Raw genomic sequence first — 15,013 nt, forward strand, 5'->3', positions numbered from 1 at the left:
GCTTGGGGCGTGCCGAACAATCCAGCCGTGAAGGGTCGAGGGGCACCGGCCAATCCCTCCGGCCGCTTTGAACGGCTGGCCTTTGTGCAGGAGCCGGGCGACGAGCCCGATGACACCAGGGCCGCGCGGCCCACAGAGCTGTTCAGGGACACGTCAAAGAGCATCCTGGCCTTCAACGACAGTCCGGACGTGCCGATGGACGCGTCCGTGAATCCGTACCGCGGCTGCGAGCACGGATGCATCTATTGCTACGCGCGCCCGTACCACGAATATCTCGGTCTGTCCGCCGGTGCCGATTTCGAAAGCAAGATCTTCGTCAAGGAAAATGCCGCCGCGCTGCTGCGCGAAGCGCTCGCCGCGAAATCCTGGACGCCCCAGGTGATTGGACTGAGCGGCGTCACCGACCCGTATCAGCCCGTGGAGCGCAAACTGCGGGTCACACGCGCGTGCTTGGAGGTGCTCGAGGCGTGCCGCAACCCGGTGGCCGTCATTACCAAGAACCATCTCGTGACACGCGACATCGACCTGCTGGCGTCACTGGCGCAACACCAGGCCGCGCAGGTGTTTCTTTCAATCACCACACTCGATGATGACCTCGCGCGCGTCATGGAGCCGCGGGCATCGCGTCCGGCGCTGCGACTGGAAGCCGTGCGGAAGCTGCGCGAGGCTGGCATACCCGTGGGCGTGATGGTGGCGCCCATCATTCCGGCGCTCACCGACCATGAAGTGCCCGCCATCCTCGAAGCTGCGGCCCAGGCGGGCGCCATGATGGCGGGCTGCACCGTTGTGCGACTGCCGCACGGCGTCAAAGATCTGTTCGAGGCGTGGCTTGAGGCGCATGCGCCGCTTCGCAAAGAGAAGGTGCTCAACCGGCTTCGCGCCATGCGCGACGGCAAGCTCAACGATCCGAAGTTTGGCAGCCGCATGGTTGGCCAGGGCCCATTCGCTGAGTCCATCCACCAGGTGTTCGACCTCCATCGGCGCAAACTGGGGCTGACGCAGAGGCTCACGCTCTCCACACAAGCCTTTCGGCGCCCTGGCGGGAGCCAGATGCGTCTGTTTGGCTGACTCCGACGGTACAGCGTCCGGCTCGTTCGAGCCTGTAGGATCACCCTGGAAGCATGGCAGTCCTGTGAGACTAAAAACGCTCGTGGCCCTCGCCTGTGTGACCGTCCTCGCGGCCGGGTGTGGAGATCCGTACGAGGGCGCCAGCGCTCTGCAGGCCCAGAAGGCGCAGCTGGAGCGTGAACTCGAAGGATTGCGCGAGTCAGCGGCGCTCATCAGCCGGGGCGAGAGCCTCATTCCCGCCTCCGATGTTGTGGTGGCGATTCAAGAAGCGCTCATCCAGGGGTTGATCGCGCGGCGTCTTCCGATCGATATCGAGGCGGCGCCATACAGGATGGCGCTCACCGCGGTGGACGTGGGTTTTAATGGCGCGCCCACTGTGCAACTGCGCGGCATGGTGAGCCGGGACGGACTGCCGGGCATTACCGTCGCCGTGAAACTCATCGGGGCGTTGAGCCGCATCGACGTGGATACCACGACGTTCACGTTGAGAGCCCAGATATCCGCCGACCATCTGGAAATTGAGTCCACGGCCGGCGTCGGGTCGCTGTTCAGCGGATCGTCGCTGGATGACGTGGCCGAGCTGCTGCGGCTTGAACTCGTGGAGCAGCTGCCGGTCGTCGAGATTCCGGTGCGCATACAGGAAGACATCCTCATTCCTGCCGTCACAGACGGTCCGGTGCAGATCGCCAGCGTCCGATTTCCCGTGAAGGCGTCGGTCTCACGCGTGTTTGCGGCGAACGGCCGCTTGTGGATTGGCCTGCACGTCGAGGTGGCTCAGGCCGGCAAGGGGGCACCGTGACCCGCCGGCACGTCACCGTACTCGTGGCGACTTCGGCCGTGGTCGCGACGTTGATGACATCGTGGCTGATGGTCGGCCGGTCACGTGCGGGGCGGCGAACCATTGCGAAGCTCCAGGCCGACCTGGTGACGCTCACGGCCGAGCGCGATCGACTTCGGGCCGGGGTTGTGGGCGCGGTGCACCTCGATGGCCGCCTGACAGGCGGCCCGGACAAACCGCTGCGTATCGGCATCCCCACCACGCTGGCGCGAGCGGTGGTGTCAACGCTCGCCGCTGGCGTGACCGATCAGGTGTCGCTCACGCTGGCCAATCTCCGCGTTCGGAGGCAAGGTGAAATCCGTAGGGTGGTGTCGCTCGGCGACTTCGACCTCACGCTTCGCGTCAAACAGGTCAACGTCAAGCTGGGCGCCGGCACCCCGGACCTCCAATTCGGCGGCAACCAGATGCGCATGGCGATGCCGGTGCGCGTGGAATCGGGCACGGGCACGGCCGAGATCGATTTCCTCTGGCACGCGCGAGGCATCAGCAACGCCGTGTGTGGCGACATGACCATGCTCGAGGTCGTCACCGGCACCGTGACTCCGGCCGTCTACCGCCTCGCCGGCACCTTGCAGCTTTCCACCACAGACGACGCGATCATTGTGACCCCGCGCATGCCGGCGCTCCGCATTCGGGTGCGGGTGGTGCCATCAAAAGCCTCGTGGGACCTCGTGCAGAAAGCACTCGACGCAAAAAAAGGCTTGTGCGGATTTGTGATCGACCGCGTGAATATTCCCGAGGGACTTGAAGGCATGCTGGCCCGAGGTTTCAGTGTGCGTCTGCCGATCGAGAAGGTGCGACCCATGGCCCTGCCGATCGGGTTTGCCCAGACCGTGATGGTGCGCGGCACACCGGTGCAGATCGGGGTCAAGGCCGGCGGCCTCGCTGATCACGAGCGACATGATCTGGCTTGGGGCCGACGTCACCCTCGTCACTCTGCCGCTCCCGCTTCCCGTACCGGCCCCAACGCCGGCGGGTGGGCCCAGGGGCAGCGGGACGTAACCCGGCGCCGATCCGGCCCGGGTTGTGCGATGCTGACGACATGAATCGGCGATTTATTGTGAGCAGTGTTGCCGTGGTGGCGATCAGCGTCGCGACGTTTGTGGCGGTCCGTGGCGTCAGCCCGGAGCCGGGCGCCCAACGTCGCAACGCACCGGTTCAGTCCTTCACCGTCGTCAACTCGTTCCCGCATGATCCGGGCGCGTTTACGCAGGGACTGGTCTACGCCGACGGGGAGTTTCTTGAAAGCACCGGGCTGTTCGGCGAGTCATCTCTGCGCCGGGTGGAGATTGCCACGGGCAAGGTCCTGCAGCGCAAGGCGATCGATGCGAAGTACTTCGCTGAAGGGCTGGCCCTGGTGGGTGATGCGCTCGTGCAGCTCACCTGGCAGAGCAAGATCGGGTTTGTGTACGACCGCAAGACGTTTACGCAGCGCCGGACGTTTCAGTACCAGACGGAAGGATGGGGGATCGCCTACGACGTAAAGGGCGGCCTTGTGATGAGCGATGGATCCGACCGGCTCACATTCCTCGATCCAAAACGTACGCCGTCACCCGCACCATCCGCGTGACGGACGCGGGTCGCCCCGTGCCGCAACTCAATGAGCTGGAGTGGATTGAGGGCGAGATCTGGGCGAACGTCTGGCAGACCGATCGAGTGGCCCGCATCGCGCCGGCCACAGGTGCGGTCAACGCATGGGTGGACTTCTCGACGCTGTGGCCCCAGGTCCGCCGCACGCCACCTGCCGACGTCCTCAACGGCATTGCCTACGACGCCGCAGGCAAACGCATCTTCGTGACCGGCAAGAAGTGGCCGAGGGTGTACGAGGTCAAGGTCCAGTAGTCCAGGGTCCAGGGTCCTGGGTCCAGAGTCCAGGGCTTGCCCCGCCGTAGCCTTGGCGGAGGCGGGTCCAGGGTCCAGAGTCCAGGGCTTGCCTCGCCGTAGCCTTGGCGGAGGCGGGTCCCGAGGTCCTGAGAGGTTGGGGCTGTTCGTGCGTTATTGGGTGTAGTGGCGCGAATGGCTGAATCCAACGCCTTGTTTCTGGCCTGTCATCAGGGACTCGTGAAATACCTCACGGGCGCCGTGGGCAATGCTGACACGGCCAGGGACCTGGCGCAGGATGTGTTCGTGCGAGTGGCGGCGGCGAACGCGCTCCCGACGACTGAAGAAGGCCGGCGGGCCTGGGTGTTCCACATCGCCCGCAACATCGCTATCGATCATCACAGACGCCAGAAACTCCGGCAGGTGGAGCCGATCACGATCGAGCCCGTCGTCAGCGCCGGCGGGTCCGCGGATACCGCGCTCATCGTGAACCAGGCTCTGGCGGCGCTCGATGACCTCGCTCGCGATGTGTTTCTGATGCGCGAAGTGGCGGGCCTGAGTTACACGGAGATCGCCGACGCCTGCAACCTGACGCCGAATGCCGTCCGATCGCGAATCCATCGAGCCCGGCTTGAGCTGCGCGAATACCTCCAACAACCGATTTCCGCGGCCCGCGCACGGCCGCTGCGTGCGGGTTTCCCTATCGACCGAAGGACCAACAATGCATGACGTGATTTCAGCGTTCCTCGACAACGAACCCATTGACGGGCAAGAGCTGTCTGCCGCCCTCGCCACACCAGAGGGGCGGGACCTTCTGCTCGATCTGATCGCGATGCGGGTTGTGATCAACCCCATCGAAGTCGCGGCCCCAGTGGCAGTCCTGGCGCCGCGGCGCGTGCCGTGGATGTGGGCTTCCGCCGCTGCGGTGTTGATTGCCTTGGTTGGCGGGTACCAATTCGGACGAAATGCAGTGGGCAGTGCGACGCCTGCGCTTGGCGCGCCGGCGTCGGTTGCCGCGCCTGAGCCGACCACAGTAATTAAGTTCGAGCCGGGTGTGAACTGGACCGAATCGCCAGGAAGCGGGGGGAATTAGCAATGGGGATCATGAATCTCGTTTTCGCATTTGGCTTGTTGATTGGTGCGCCGGAGCAGGCAGCTCCACAGTTGTTTGACCTTACCCTCCACACAGAGATGAGGTTCGGCAACGAGCCAGGCGGGAGAAGCTCGTGGAGCTCGAAGCCGGTCGTGAAGGGGCAGTCGCTCCGGATGAGAACCTACTCAATCGAGAATTCGTGTGGCTTCGCAGCAGGCACCATTTCTGAGTTCGATTCGAACGCAGCGATCGGATGGCAACTTGACGCGATGCCGGTTGAGATCACGGGTGAGAACGCAGTGATCCGGCTGCACTGGTCGAGAGAAGTCGAGCTCGGCAAGAGAGCAGGGAAGGAATTCAAAGAGGTTGTGGTCCTGCTTCGGCCCGGTGACTTCTTGCCGCTCGATACCTTTGTGTTGCCGCAAACGGCGAAATCTGAGTGCGGCGGTCCCGTTGCCACACTCATCGTCGGCCTCAGGGCGCAGGAACCCGAGCGCAAGCGTGTGGCATCCACAGACCTGTGGCTGGTTCACAAGCAGCCTGGAGGCAAGGAGACGATGCAGCATATCAATGTGCGGGGTGAACTAAATTCGAGCATTCCGTTCTTTTTCGACGAGGAACGTGTCGGCACTGCTGTGCTCGATGTGTTCGGTCAGTTCACCCTTCGCCCGAAGGCCGGAGACTCTTTAGCTCTCGAATTCAGCGCGCAGCGGCTCCTGGCTGGAGAGCAATACGGCCTCAACTCGAGCCACTTCGGCAGTAGCGCCGGCAGCAAGGTGGTCCTGTCTGATTCGCTCTCGGTCAGTAGTAACGGCGGCGGCAGGATGGTCCTTGAAATAGGGCCGGACTCGGTGACGTCGTTTGAGATACCGCAGGGATCCGGACCCGGGTGGAAAGCATTTGCCGGACATTCCTTGTCGGTGCGGGTGAAGAGCAGGCGGATGAGGTAGGCGTCCAGAGTCCAGAGTCCAGAGTCCTGGGCTTGCCTCGTCGTAGCCTTGGCGGAGGCGGTCCAGAGTCCATATTGAAGAAATTGCCAGGGACGCAGACTTCGAGGTTGCACAGGTTGCGATCTTCTGGCCCAGGCCTCCGATTTCCCGGCGTTTTCGCCCTGGCATGCCGTGTGCTGCCATCGGTGCCATGGGAGTGCGGCACGTTGAAGAGCTGAGGGCGTTCCAGCACGCGAGAGCGTTCAAGTGCGCAGTCTACGCGCTCGTGCGGGCCAGTCCCGACGCGAACGCCGACTTCAAGTACAGGGGCCAGCTGTTTGAATCGGCGGCTAGCGCAGAGATGAATATTGCTGAGGGCTGGCGCCGCTTTGGCGCGGGAGAGATTGCACAGTTCCTGCGTTTCTCGCGCGCGTCATTGGAAGAGGCCGAGCATCGGCTTCGGGATGGCGTAGACCGTGGCTATTTCACGATGGAGGCCTGTGGTCCGGCATTCGACCACGCCAGAAAATGTGGTGCCGCCACAATGGCACTCTGGAAGAGCCTCCAACCGTTCGTCAAAAAGCCGCAGAAGTCCGGGAGGCCGTAACCCCCCGGACTCTGGACTCTGGACTCTGGACCCGCCTACGCCAAGGCTACGGCGGGGCAAGCCCTGGACTCTGGACTCTATTGCGTCTTGAACGCGACCGACGCCATCGTCCTGTCCCACATGACCGCGAGGCGGCCACCGGTCTTGGTCATGTCCACGAAGGCGATCGTGAACTCATCAACCGAGTACGGCAGCGCGTCGAGCTTCATCGGCACGCGAAGGACGTCGCGGTCCGCCGTGTAGTTGTAGGCGCCCCAGAGTTCGGTCTTGTTGGCCGGGTCGTACTTCTGCTGCGCGGGCCAGGAAGAGAGCACGAACGTCCACTCCTTTTCGGCGAGGCCGATGTACATCGAATACTCACCGGCCGGCAGGGCTTTGCCGGCGAAGTCGAGCGCCACGTCAGTCTTGAACCGTGTGGACTGGTCCGCGCCCGCACGCCAGACCGGCGCACCGGCGTTCAGCGTCTTGCCGTAGTCGGCCCCGGTGCCGAAGATATTCGCGCGCTGCCGCAACACGGGCCGACCGTACGTGACGTCGATCCACTTGCCGCCCTGATACGTCGAGCTGCGTTCGCCCTTGACCCAGTCGCCACCGATCTGCGTCGAGGCCTGACCCCGGCCACTCGCCGGCCGATTCGCCGGTGCCTGCGCCGCAAGCGCCACACCCATCACCGCCACCACACCACACACCAATAACCGCTTCACCATTCGTTTGCTCCTCAATTGGCGCGGCTAAAGCCACGCCCTCCATTTTCTGGACCCTGGACCCGCCTTCGCCAAGGCTACGGCGAGGCAAGCCCTGGACTCTGGACCCTGGACCCTGGACCCTGGACTATTTCACCACGTCCTGCACCGCTGTTCTTGCCATTGGATGATACCCGTCTCTCGCCTTGGCGAAAATGCGGACCGCCAGGGCCTTGCCCTCGGGCGTCGCGGCCAGGTCGCGATACAGGGGGAGGATGAGCTTCCGGCGTCCGATGCGGACCATGTAGTCTTCCATCGCCGCGTACGCCTGTGTATAGCGCGTGGCGATTGCGAGCCTGAACCAGGCGTGCGCAATCTCCGAGTTGCCTGACTTCGTGAACCCAAACTGCCCGTCGAGCGCCCGCATTTGCGCCGGAGTCAGCGTGCGCGGCAGCGCATCCACAAAGTGAATCCACTCATGCGCCGACCACGACTTCGACGCAGACGCGAGCGTCGCAATGGGCGCGCCGGCAAGCCAGGCGTCGCGCGCGGCTTCCACCCTGACAAACGCATCGGACTTCGGCAGCACCGCAAAGGCGGGCACACCTTCCGAGCGCAGCCACTCCTGCACCTGGGCGTCGGTGACCGCGCCCGGCGCGCGCGCCATGAGCTCGGCCTTTAAAAACGCAAGGAAGCTCTCCGTCGTGGCGCTCTGGAAGGCGTGCGTGTCGAACCACTTCCGCAGAAACGTGTCGAACTCCTGGCGTCCGTACTTGTCTTCCAGGAACCTGAGAAACAACGCGCCTTGTTCGTACGCCACCGACGAGTACGCGTCGTCCGGATCCCGGCCGGTCATGTCGGGCAGCAGCGTCTTGTCGCGCGGCACGGTGATGGTCGATCGCGAGTCTGCGAGGTCGGCTACGCCAATCATCGCTTCCATGTCGGCCCGATCCTTCCCGTACAGCGCTTCGATAATGCGGCGCTCAAGGTAGGTGGTAAATCCTTCGTTGAGCCAGAAGTCGGGCCACGTGGCGTTGGTCACGAGGTTGCCCGACCAGGAGTGCGCAAGTTCGTGAGCCACGAGAGAGACGAGAGACTTGTCGCCGGCGATCACTGTCGGCGTGGCAAACGTCAGCCGAGGATTCTCCATCCCACCGAACGGAAATGACGGCGGCAACACCAGCAGGTCATACCGGCCCCACCGGTACGGCCCATACAGCTTCTCGGTAGCGGCCACCATCTGTTCGGTATCTTCAAACTCCCGCGCCGCGGCCTCCACCACGGAAGGCTCCGCCCAGATGCCGGTGCGCGGGCTCATCGCCTTGAACGTGAGATCGCCCACCGCAAGCGCGATGAGTGCGACGGAATCGGCTGCGGCATCCTGAATGTGAAGACGCCCGTGCCGGCGGTGCCCGGCGTCATCTCGGCCGCCATCACCGCGACCAGCTCTTTCGGCGTGCGAATGGTCGCGTCGTACGTCAGACGGACCCCCGGCAGATCCTGCAACGGAATAAACGACCGCGCCTGGATGGCCTGGGCCTGCGTAAAGAGGAACGGATGCGCGCGCCCCGCCGTCTGCGCCGGCGTGAGCCACTGCAGGCCTTTCGCGTCGGGCGACGATGAGTAGGTGATGCGGGCGCGGTCGGCTCCGGGTGGCATCGCGACTCGCAGCGCGCTGCCAAATGCCGGTGTCGCGGCGTCGAGCCTGAACGTGGTCGGAACCCACCCGGCCGTACCAATCGCAGCCTCGGCCTTCGTGATTGTGAGGTCGCGCGAGTCCAGCACCAATTCAGTGGCGGTCGGGTCGCGCCGCTCGAACTGCAGTTCCACGGTGCCCGCCAGCGTCTTCGCGCTAAAGTCCGTCGTCAAATCCAGCACCAGGTGTTTCGTCGTGAATGCGTTGACGTTGGCGTACGACGACGAGTCGGTGGGGATGGGAATCATGGGGGTGTCTTTCGAGCCGCAGCCCGCGAGAAGGGCGCCGGCCGCCAGAAGGTACGCAGATGCCGTGAGCCGTCGGTAGGTCCCGGGTCCAGTGTCCAGGGTCCAGAGTCCTCTGTCGGGGTCCTGTGGGGTCCCGGGGTCAGCGATGCAGCGGGATGTGCAGATCTTAGAAAAAAACCTCATCATCTCCGTGTCTCCTGTGATCCGTCGTGACAAGGATGCAGCGCGACGTGAAGGTCTTCCAGAAGGTCCTCCGCGTCTCCGTGACTCCTGTGATCCGTCGTGATCGCGATGCAGCGCGACACCAGGCTCATGCCCCCCAGTCTACTGCCGAGGTGCGGTACGCTGTGAAGATGAGCAAAAGGCCGTCGATGCTCCGTTCGTACACCTGGGCTGATCTGCTCACCCTGGCCAACGCAGGGTGCGGTACGGTGACGATCTTCGCCTGCCTGAGCTATCTAGCGGGTGATCAGGAACGCTGGCTCTGGACGGCATTTGCCCTCCCTGTGCTGGCGCTCGTGTTTGATGCGCTCGACGGGTGGGTGGCGCGTCTGGACGTGCGCCATAAGTCCGTGATGGGCGCCGAACTGGATTCTCTGGCCGACATCGTGTCGTTCGGCGTGGCGCCCGCCGTGCTGGCCTACACGCTCGGCCTGCGTGGGTTGTGGGACGCGATCTGCCTCATTCTGTTTGTGTGCGCCGGCATCAGCCGCCTGGCGCGATACAACGTGACATCGAACGCACTGACCGACAGTGCCACAGGGAAAGTCCGCTACTTCGAAGGAACGCCGATTCCCACGAGTGTCTTCCTGGTGGTGGTGATGGCGGTGCTGTTTGCGTTTGACCTCACCGGATCAAACTTCGTGGGCGGCCACGTGAATCTCCTCGGCCGGCAGTTCCACCCGTTCTCGCTGCTGTTCCTGCTGAACGGAAGCCTGATGATCAGCACCATCAAGGTGCCGAAGCCCTGACGGGCTTAAGGGTGCCGAAGCCCTGACGGGCTCAGGTTCGGGTCTTGACCGGGCAGGTTGAGACTCCAAGCAGCGTGTACAGCGGGCACGTGCCCAGGGCCCCGGTCAGAATCGGCACCACGCCGATGTAGCCCCACGCGCCGATGGTGCCCATCGCCGCCATGCCGACAAGGGCCACGCCCAGGACGACCCTCGCCACACGTTCCATTGGATGTTCGTTCACTTTTAGCAGGCTGCTCATGCGGTGCTCCTAGTCAAGGTCTCGAAGGTCGTCGGTCAGTTGTTCGTTGAGCGCGCGGTCGTCTGCTGCCGGGCGCGCTTCGGGAGGGGCCGTAGTCTCACCCGGCGCGCTGAAGCGGCGAATCACGCCGACGATCAGGAGGACGCTACCCACGAGTGCCAGCGGCGGCAATACGTACAGCACGAGGTTGCTGCCGTGCGCCGGCGGCACCACGAGGACTCCAGGGCCATGCTCGGCGACATACGCGGCAAGGATGACCTCTCGATTCTCGCCCTTCGCCAACCGGGTCCGGATGTCGCGACGCACCTCGTTGGCCGTGGGTGACTGATGCACCGATACCTGCTGCCGGAAGCAGCAGGGCGCCATCAACAGGTCCTCGATCTCGCGGGCCTCCCGTTCAGGGTCGGTTGCGCCCACCGCGACGCTGCCGAAGACCATCATCCAGACCATCCAGCCGCGCAGCCGTGTCATGACGTTCCCGCTCCAATCCGGCCGCCCGAGGGCGCCCTTCCCCTTAAGACTCTGAACCGGGAAAAAGGTGACAGATGGGCGTATCATCGCGAATTATGACCTCACGCCTTATCCTCAGCGTCCTCATCCTGGGAACGATGATTGTCGAACCGGCCGCGCTTTCGGCCCAGAACGCGGCCGCAGCGGCCGCCCAACTCCAGAATGCCTCGCCGCGGGCGATCCGCCGCGATGTGCCGCTGACCAACGCGATTCGGCGCGCCATTGACGCCGGCACCCGCGATCTCACTGGGCGGCCCGGCTCCAATTACTGGCAACTGGAGACCGACTTCACGATCGAGGCCCGGCTCGACCCGGCAACCCAGACCATCACCGGCACCGAGACCATCGTCATTCACAACAACAGTGCGGCGCCGTTGAACGAGTTGGTCATGCGGCTTGACCACAACATTTTCCGCGGCCTGGTGCCGCGCGGCATGTCAGTGCCGGCCGAGAACACAGACGGCATGGTCGTGACGCGCCTGGCCATCGATGGCACAGTCATCGACCTGACGCCTCAGACTGGCGGTCGCCGTGGTGGCGGTGCCGGCGCGGGCGGCGCGCCCGCTCAGCGTTCGAATGCCGTGACGGGGCTCACCCAGACCGTGGCGCGGATCAGTCTCGCGAATCCGATTCCTGCAAAAGGCACCGCGCGCCTGGAAGTGGCATGGCGTACGAAGTTGCCGGGTGGACCGGCTGGCAGCGGCCATCGCATGACCCAGCGTTGGGATGACACCCTGTTCCAGCCCACGCAATGGTTCCCGCGGCTGGCCAAGTACGACGACATGCGCGGTTGGGACACGAGCCTCTATCTTGGTCCGTCGGAGTTCTACAACAACTTCGGCAAGTTCGACGTGAAGATCGATGTGCCCGCCGGCTGGATCGTCAGCGGCACTGGCGTGCTGCAGAATCCGGAACAGGTGCTCACCGCCACGGCGCGCCAGCGCCTGGCCACCGTCCTCTCGTCCGACGCCATCGTCACCATCGTGGGTCCAGACGAGATTGGCCCAGGGCAGGCGACGGCTCCCGGTGAACGACTCGTGTGGCACTTTGCAGCCGACAAGGTCAACGACTTTGCGTGGGCCACGGCGAAGAAGTTTGTGTGGCAGGCCACACGCGCCACTATTCCCACCAAGGGCCCGGTGCCCATCCACATGGTGTTTCTGCCTGAGCGTGCCGCGCAGTTTGCCAATGCCGGCCAGATCACGCGTCACGCGCTCGAGTTTTACTCGAAGTTGTGGACGCCGTACCCGTTCCCGCAGCTGACGCTTCAGGACGGCCCCAGCGCGGGCATGGAATATCCGATGGTCATCAACTCGAACCAGGGCGCGGCCGACCATGAGGCGGCACACCAGTGGTGGCCGATGATGGTGGGCACGAACGAAACACGCTATGGCTGGATGGACGAAGGATTCAACCAGTACATGAATGTGCTGTCGGCCGCTGATTCGCGGGGTGTGCCGGCGAATCTGAACGGCGCAGGACAGAGTTACGGGCGTACGAGCGGCAGCGAAGACGAGCCGGCAATGATGTGGTCGGCGAATGATGCTGGCGTGATGTACGGCTTCCAGACCTACTCGAAGGCGCCGCTGATGCTGTCCATGCTCGGCGGCATTGTGGGAGACGAGGCTGTGCAGCACGCCATGAGCGAGTACTCGAAGGCATGGGCCTTCAAGCATCCCTCGCCGTGGGACTATGTCTTCTTCATGAACAACGCCCTCAAACAGGACCTGGGCTGGTTCTGGTACTACTGGCTCTGGACCACGGAGTCTGTCGATGGCCGCATCGCGAACGTCGCCACGGCCGGGGCGCGGACAACGGTGACGGTGCGGCAGGATGGCCAAATGCCGTCACCCGTGGTGTTGAAGGTGAAGTTCACGGCGCCCGGTCAGTTGCCGCGGCCTGTAGCGAATGCCACGGTGAAGTTGCTGGATCCGCAGACCGCGCTGATCACATGGCCGGTGGATGTGTGGTTCAACGGCAGCCGGACGTTCAGTGCGGCGTTTGACTCCGCCGGTCGCGTGATTGAGACGATCACACTGGATCCGTCGTGCCGCTTCCCCGACCGTGACCCGAACGACAACGTGTGGCCCGCTCCGACGACGCCCCTGGCGCCCGGCGCCCGCGCGTATCAGTGCGGGTGAAAGGCAGCGGGTACCCAAAACGACCTCTGAGGTAGTTTTTTTCTCCCTCTCAAGAAAAAAACTACCTCAGAGGTCGTTTTGGGTACCCACCCCTATTTCTCTGCGATCGCCCCTTCGGCGTTCAGGATCAGCGGGGCGCCGTCCACGAGTTGTTCGCGGTAGGCGATCCCGAAGATCTGCCACGACGTGACAAAGAGGCCCGCCAGCACGGGGCCAACGATGAAGCCGAGTGGTCCAATCACCAGCAGGCCGCCCAGGGTCGAGAACAGGATGATGAGATCGTGCAGCCTCGTATCGCGGCCGACCAGCCACGGACGCAGCAGGTTGTCCACCGAACCGACGATCAACGAGCAGAACAGGGCGAGGCCAATGGCGGTTCCCACCTGACCCGTCGCCAGTAACACGATGCAGGCAGGCACCCAGATGAGCGCTCCGCCGATCAGCGGGATGATCGAGAGAACGACCATCAGCACCGTCCAGAACGCCACGTTCGGGATACCCGCCACCCAGAACGCCAGGCCGGACATCGTGCCTTGAATCAGACCGATCACCAGGGTGCCCTTCACCGTGGCCCTGGTGATCGACATGAAGCGCTCGGTGAGCAGTACTTTTTCATCGGCCCGCAATGGCAGGTGGTCCAGTATCTCCCGCAGCATCTTTGGCCCGTCGATGAGGAAGAAGAACATCGCGTACAGGGCGATGAAGAAGTTGAAGATCAACGATACGGTGCTCAGCGTGCCACTCGACAGCGAGGACATCAGGAATCCGCCGGCTGACTTCACCACTTCTCCGGCCTTGGTCAGAATTTGTGTCCGATACGGTCTGAGGTAACGCTCATAGCCTGGCAGGCGCTGCAGTTTCTGACCCAGGTACGAAGACGGCGAGTTGATCGACTTCTCAACAATCGGCCGGACGTTCTCCGTGATTCCGGCCGCCTGGCCCACCACCAGGCCGCCGATGCCGATCAATGGGCCGACGATGACGACCAGCGTCAGCAGAACCGTAGCGCCGGACGCAGCCAATGCGTGCCCACGCATCAACCGCAGCAACCGCAGGTACACTGGCCGCAAGAGGCCAGCCAACACCGCCGCGGCCACGATCGTCATCAGGAATGCCTTCAGGATGACCACCATCACCAGGGTCATGCTGACGACCAGGAACAGGAGGAAGGCCTTGCGGAACGAGGTGTCGGCGGTCATAGCCATTTCGCTTTCCGGAACCGAAACACGAGATAGAGGTCAATGGCCACCATCGCTGCCACCGTCAACGGGTAGCCGTAGGGTGAATTCAGCTCCGGCATGTGCCTGAAATTCATGCCATACACGCCGGCGATCATCGTGGGCACCGCCACAAGCGCGGCATAAGCCGCCAGCCGCTTCGTGACTTCGTTCTCCTGCAGCGTAATCAGCGACAGATTGACTGAAAGCGCCGTGCTCACCATGTCGCGCAAGTTGTCGGTGGACTGCTTGAGGCGCTGCAAGTGGTCATAAACGTCGCGAAAATAGTCCTGAAGTCCTGCGCACAGGGGCGGCACACGCCCACCGTGAAGCTTGCTGGTGACTTCCAGCAACGGATTGATCGCATGGTCCAGCACCATGAGGCGCTGTTTGAACGTATACAGCGCTTCCACCTGCGCCCGTGTGGTGTTGCTCGCGAAGATACGCTCCTCGATGTCCTCGATTTCCCGCGTCAACCGATCGATGAGCGGAAAGTACCGATCGACCACCGTGTCCATCAGCGCGTACAGCACGTAGGCCGGCCCGTGCTTGAGGAGGTCGGGCTCCTCCTCGCATCGGCGGCGAACTTCGGTGAAACCCTGGCGCGAGTTGCGCCGCACCGATACCACATACTGGGGACCGACGAAGATCGCGACCTCGCCCGTCAGCAGTTCGTCGCCCTCGGCTTCAATCATGTGGAGCACGACGAAGATGGAAGAACCGTACTCCTCAATTTTCGGGCGCTGGTGGCCCCGGCTCGCGTCCTCCACCGCCAGTTCGTGCAGGTTGAACTCTTCCTGAAGCCGTTCAAATTCTTCCGGCGCCGGGTCCTTGAGCGCCACCCACACGAAGCAGCCGGGATCGGTCAGATGCGATCGAATGTCGCTGATCGGGATGTCGGCCACCCGCTCACCCAGACGATATGCCACGCAGTTGACCAGCACGTCGCC

General features: G+C 63.6%; 16 protein-coding genes and 1 pseudogene. 10 read left to right on the top strand and 7 right to left on the bottom strand.

Going from position 1 to position 15,013, the window contains the following annotated elements; translation table 11 throughout:
* Nucleotides 1–9: 9 nt before the first annotated feature.
* From IPL75_04225 to IPL75_04260, 8 genes and pseudogenes are all read left to right on the top strand, one after another.
* On the top strand, nucleotides 10–1,068 hold the full coding sequence (locus tag IPL75_04225) for a PA0069 family radical SAM protein (protein MBK9239468.1): 1,059 nt from the start codon (nucleotides 10–12) through the stop codon (nucleotides 1,066–1,068).
* 64 nt (nucleotides 1,069–1,132) lie between these two features.
* The gene (locus IPL75_04230; GenBank protein ID MBK9239469.1) at nucleotides 1,133–1,867 is read left to right on the top strand and encodes a hypothetical protein; all 735 of its coding nucleotides are present in this window, start codon (nucleotides 1,133–1,135) and stop codon (nucleotides 1,865–1,867) included.
* Entirely contained in the window at nucleotides 1,864–2,952 is a 1,089-nt protein-coding gene (locus tag IPL75_04235) for a hypothetical protein (GenBank protein MBK9239470.1), read from the top strand. The genes IPL75_04230 and IPL75_04235 overlap by 4 nt, the downstream gene beginning before the upstream one ends.
* A pseudogene (locus tag IPL75_04240) lies at nucleotides 2,949–3,748 on the top strand (glutaminyl-peptide cyclotransferase). The gene IPL75_04235 and the pseudogene IPL75_04240 overlap by 4 nt, the downstream one beginning before the upstream one ends.
* 174 nt (nucleotides 3,749–3,922) lie before the next feature.
* Nucleotides 3,923–4,456 (top strand): RNA polymerase sigma factor, encoded by a 534-nt coding sequence (locus IPL75_04245; GenBank protein ID MBK9239471.1) that lies wholly within the window; start codon nucleotides 3,923–3,925, stop codon nucleotides 4,454–4,456.
* Nucleotide 4,457: 1 nt separating this feature from the next.
* A complete protein-coding gene (locus tag IPL75_04250) occupies nucleotides 4,458–4,820 on the top strand; it encodes a hypothetical protein (protein ID MBK9239472.1) in 363 nt (120 codons plus the stop codon).
* Between the two features lie 11 nt (nucleotides 4,821–4,831).
* A complete protein-coding gene (locus tag IPL75_04255) occupies nucleotides 4,832–5,770 on the top strand; it encodes a hypothetical protein (protein MBK9239473.1) in 939 nt (312 codons plus the stop codon).
* A gap of 190 nt (nucleotides 5,771–5,960) precedes the next feature.
* The gene (locus IPL75_04260) at nucleotides 5,961–6,356 is read left to right on the top strand and encodes a four helix bundle protein (protein ID MBK9239474.1); all 396 of its coding nucleotides are present in this window, start codon (nucleotides 5,961–5,963) and stop codon (nucleotides 6,354–6,356) included.
* Between the two features lie 77 nt (nucleotides 6,357–6,433).
* Here IPL75_04260 and IPL75_04265 read toward each other — a convergent pair whose 3' ends face one another.
* The 3 genes from IPL75_04265 to IPL75_04275 all read right to left on the bottom strand — a co-directional run bounded on the left by IPL75_04265 (nucleotide 6,434) and on the right by IPL75_04275 (nucleotide 8,983).
* Nucleotides 6,434–7,063 carry a DUF2911 domain-containing protein gene (locus tag IPL75_04265; GenBank protein MBK9239475.1) on the bottom strand — a complete coding sequence of 210 codons (630 nt, stop codon included), beginning with the start codon at nucleotides 7,061–7,063 and terminating at the stop codon, nucleotides 6,434–6,436.
* Between the two features lie 124 nt (nucleotides 7,064–7,187).
* On the bottom strand, nucleotides 7,188–8,357 hold the full coding sequence (locus IPL75_04270; protein MBK9239476.1) for a leukotriene A4 hydrolase C-terminal domain-containing protein: 1,170 nt from the start codon (nucleotides 8,355–8,357) through the stop codon (nucleotides 7,188–7,190).
* Nucleotides 8,354–8,983, bottom strand: coding sequence for a hypothetical protein (locus IPL75_04275; protein ID MBK9239477.1), 630 nt, complete (start codon nucleotides 8,981–8,983; stop codon nucleotides 8,354–8,356). The genes IPL75_04270 and IPL75_04275 overlap by 4 nt, the downstream gene beginning before the upstream one ends.
* A 353-nt stretch (nucleotides 8,984–9,336) precedes the next feature.
* On the opposite strand from IPL75_04275, the gene pssA reads away from it, so the two are divergent.
* Nucleotides 9,337–9,954, top strand: coding sequence for a CDP-diacylglycerol--serine O-phosphatidyltransferase (gene pssA, locus IPL75_04280; protein ID MBK9239478.1), 618 nt, complete (start codon nucleotides 9,337–9,339; stop codon nucleotides 9,952–9,954).
* 31 nt (nucleotides 9,955–9,985) lie between these two features.
* Here the strand turns inward: pssA and IPL75_04285 are convergent, their stop codons facing one another.
* Entirely contained in the window at nucleotides 9,986–10,195 is a 210-nt protein-coding gene (locus IPL75_04285) for a DUF2892 domain-containing protein (GenBank protein ID MBK9239479.1), read from the bottom strand.
* A 9-nt stretch (nucleotides 10,196–10,204) separates the two neighbouring features.
* Nucleotides 10,205–10,666 carry a cytochrome c-type biogenesis protein CcmH gene (locus IPL75_04290; GenBank protein ID MBK9239480.1) on the bottom strand — a complete coding sequence of 154 codons (462 nt, stop codon included), beginning with the start codon at nucleotides 10,664–10,666 and terminating at the stop codon, nucleotides 10,205–10,207.
* A gap of 95 nt (nucleotides 10,667–10,761) precedes the next feature.
* Here IPL75_04290 and IPL75_04295 point away from each other — a divergent pair, with 95 nt between their 5' ends.
* Nucleotides 10,762–12,846 carry a M1 family metallopeptidase gene (locus IPL75_04295; protein ID MBK9239481.1) on the top strand — a complete coding sequence of 695 codons (2,085 nt, stop codon included), beginning with the start codon at nucleotides 10,762–10,764 and terminating at the stop codon, nucleotides 12,844–12,846.
* Between the two features lie 92 nt (nucleotides 12,847–12,938).
* Here IPL75_04295 and IPL75_04300 read toward each other — a convergent pair whose 3' ends face one another.
* Nucleotides 12,939–14,045 (bottom strand): AI-2E family transporter, encoded by a 1,107-nt coding sequence (locus IPL75_04300; protein ID MBK9239482.1) that lies wholly within the window; start codon nucleotides 14,043–14,045, stop codon nucleotides 12,939–12,941.
* Entirely contained in the window at nucleotides 14,042–15,007 is a 966-nt protein-coding gene (gene corA / locus IPL75_04305) for a magnesium/cobalt transporter CorA (protein MBK9239483.1), read from the bottom strand. Before corA ends, IPL75_04300 begins: the two co-directional genes overlap by 4 nt.
* Nucleotides 15,008–15,013: the final 6 nt, after the last annotated feature.

The organism is Acidobacteriota bacterium (assembly GCA_016716905.1).
GTDB lineage: Bacteria > Acidobacteriota > Vicinamibacteria > Vicinamibacterales > SCN-69-37 > SYFT01.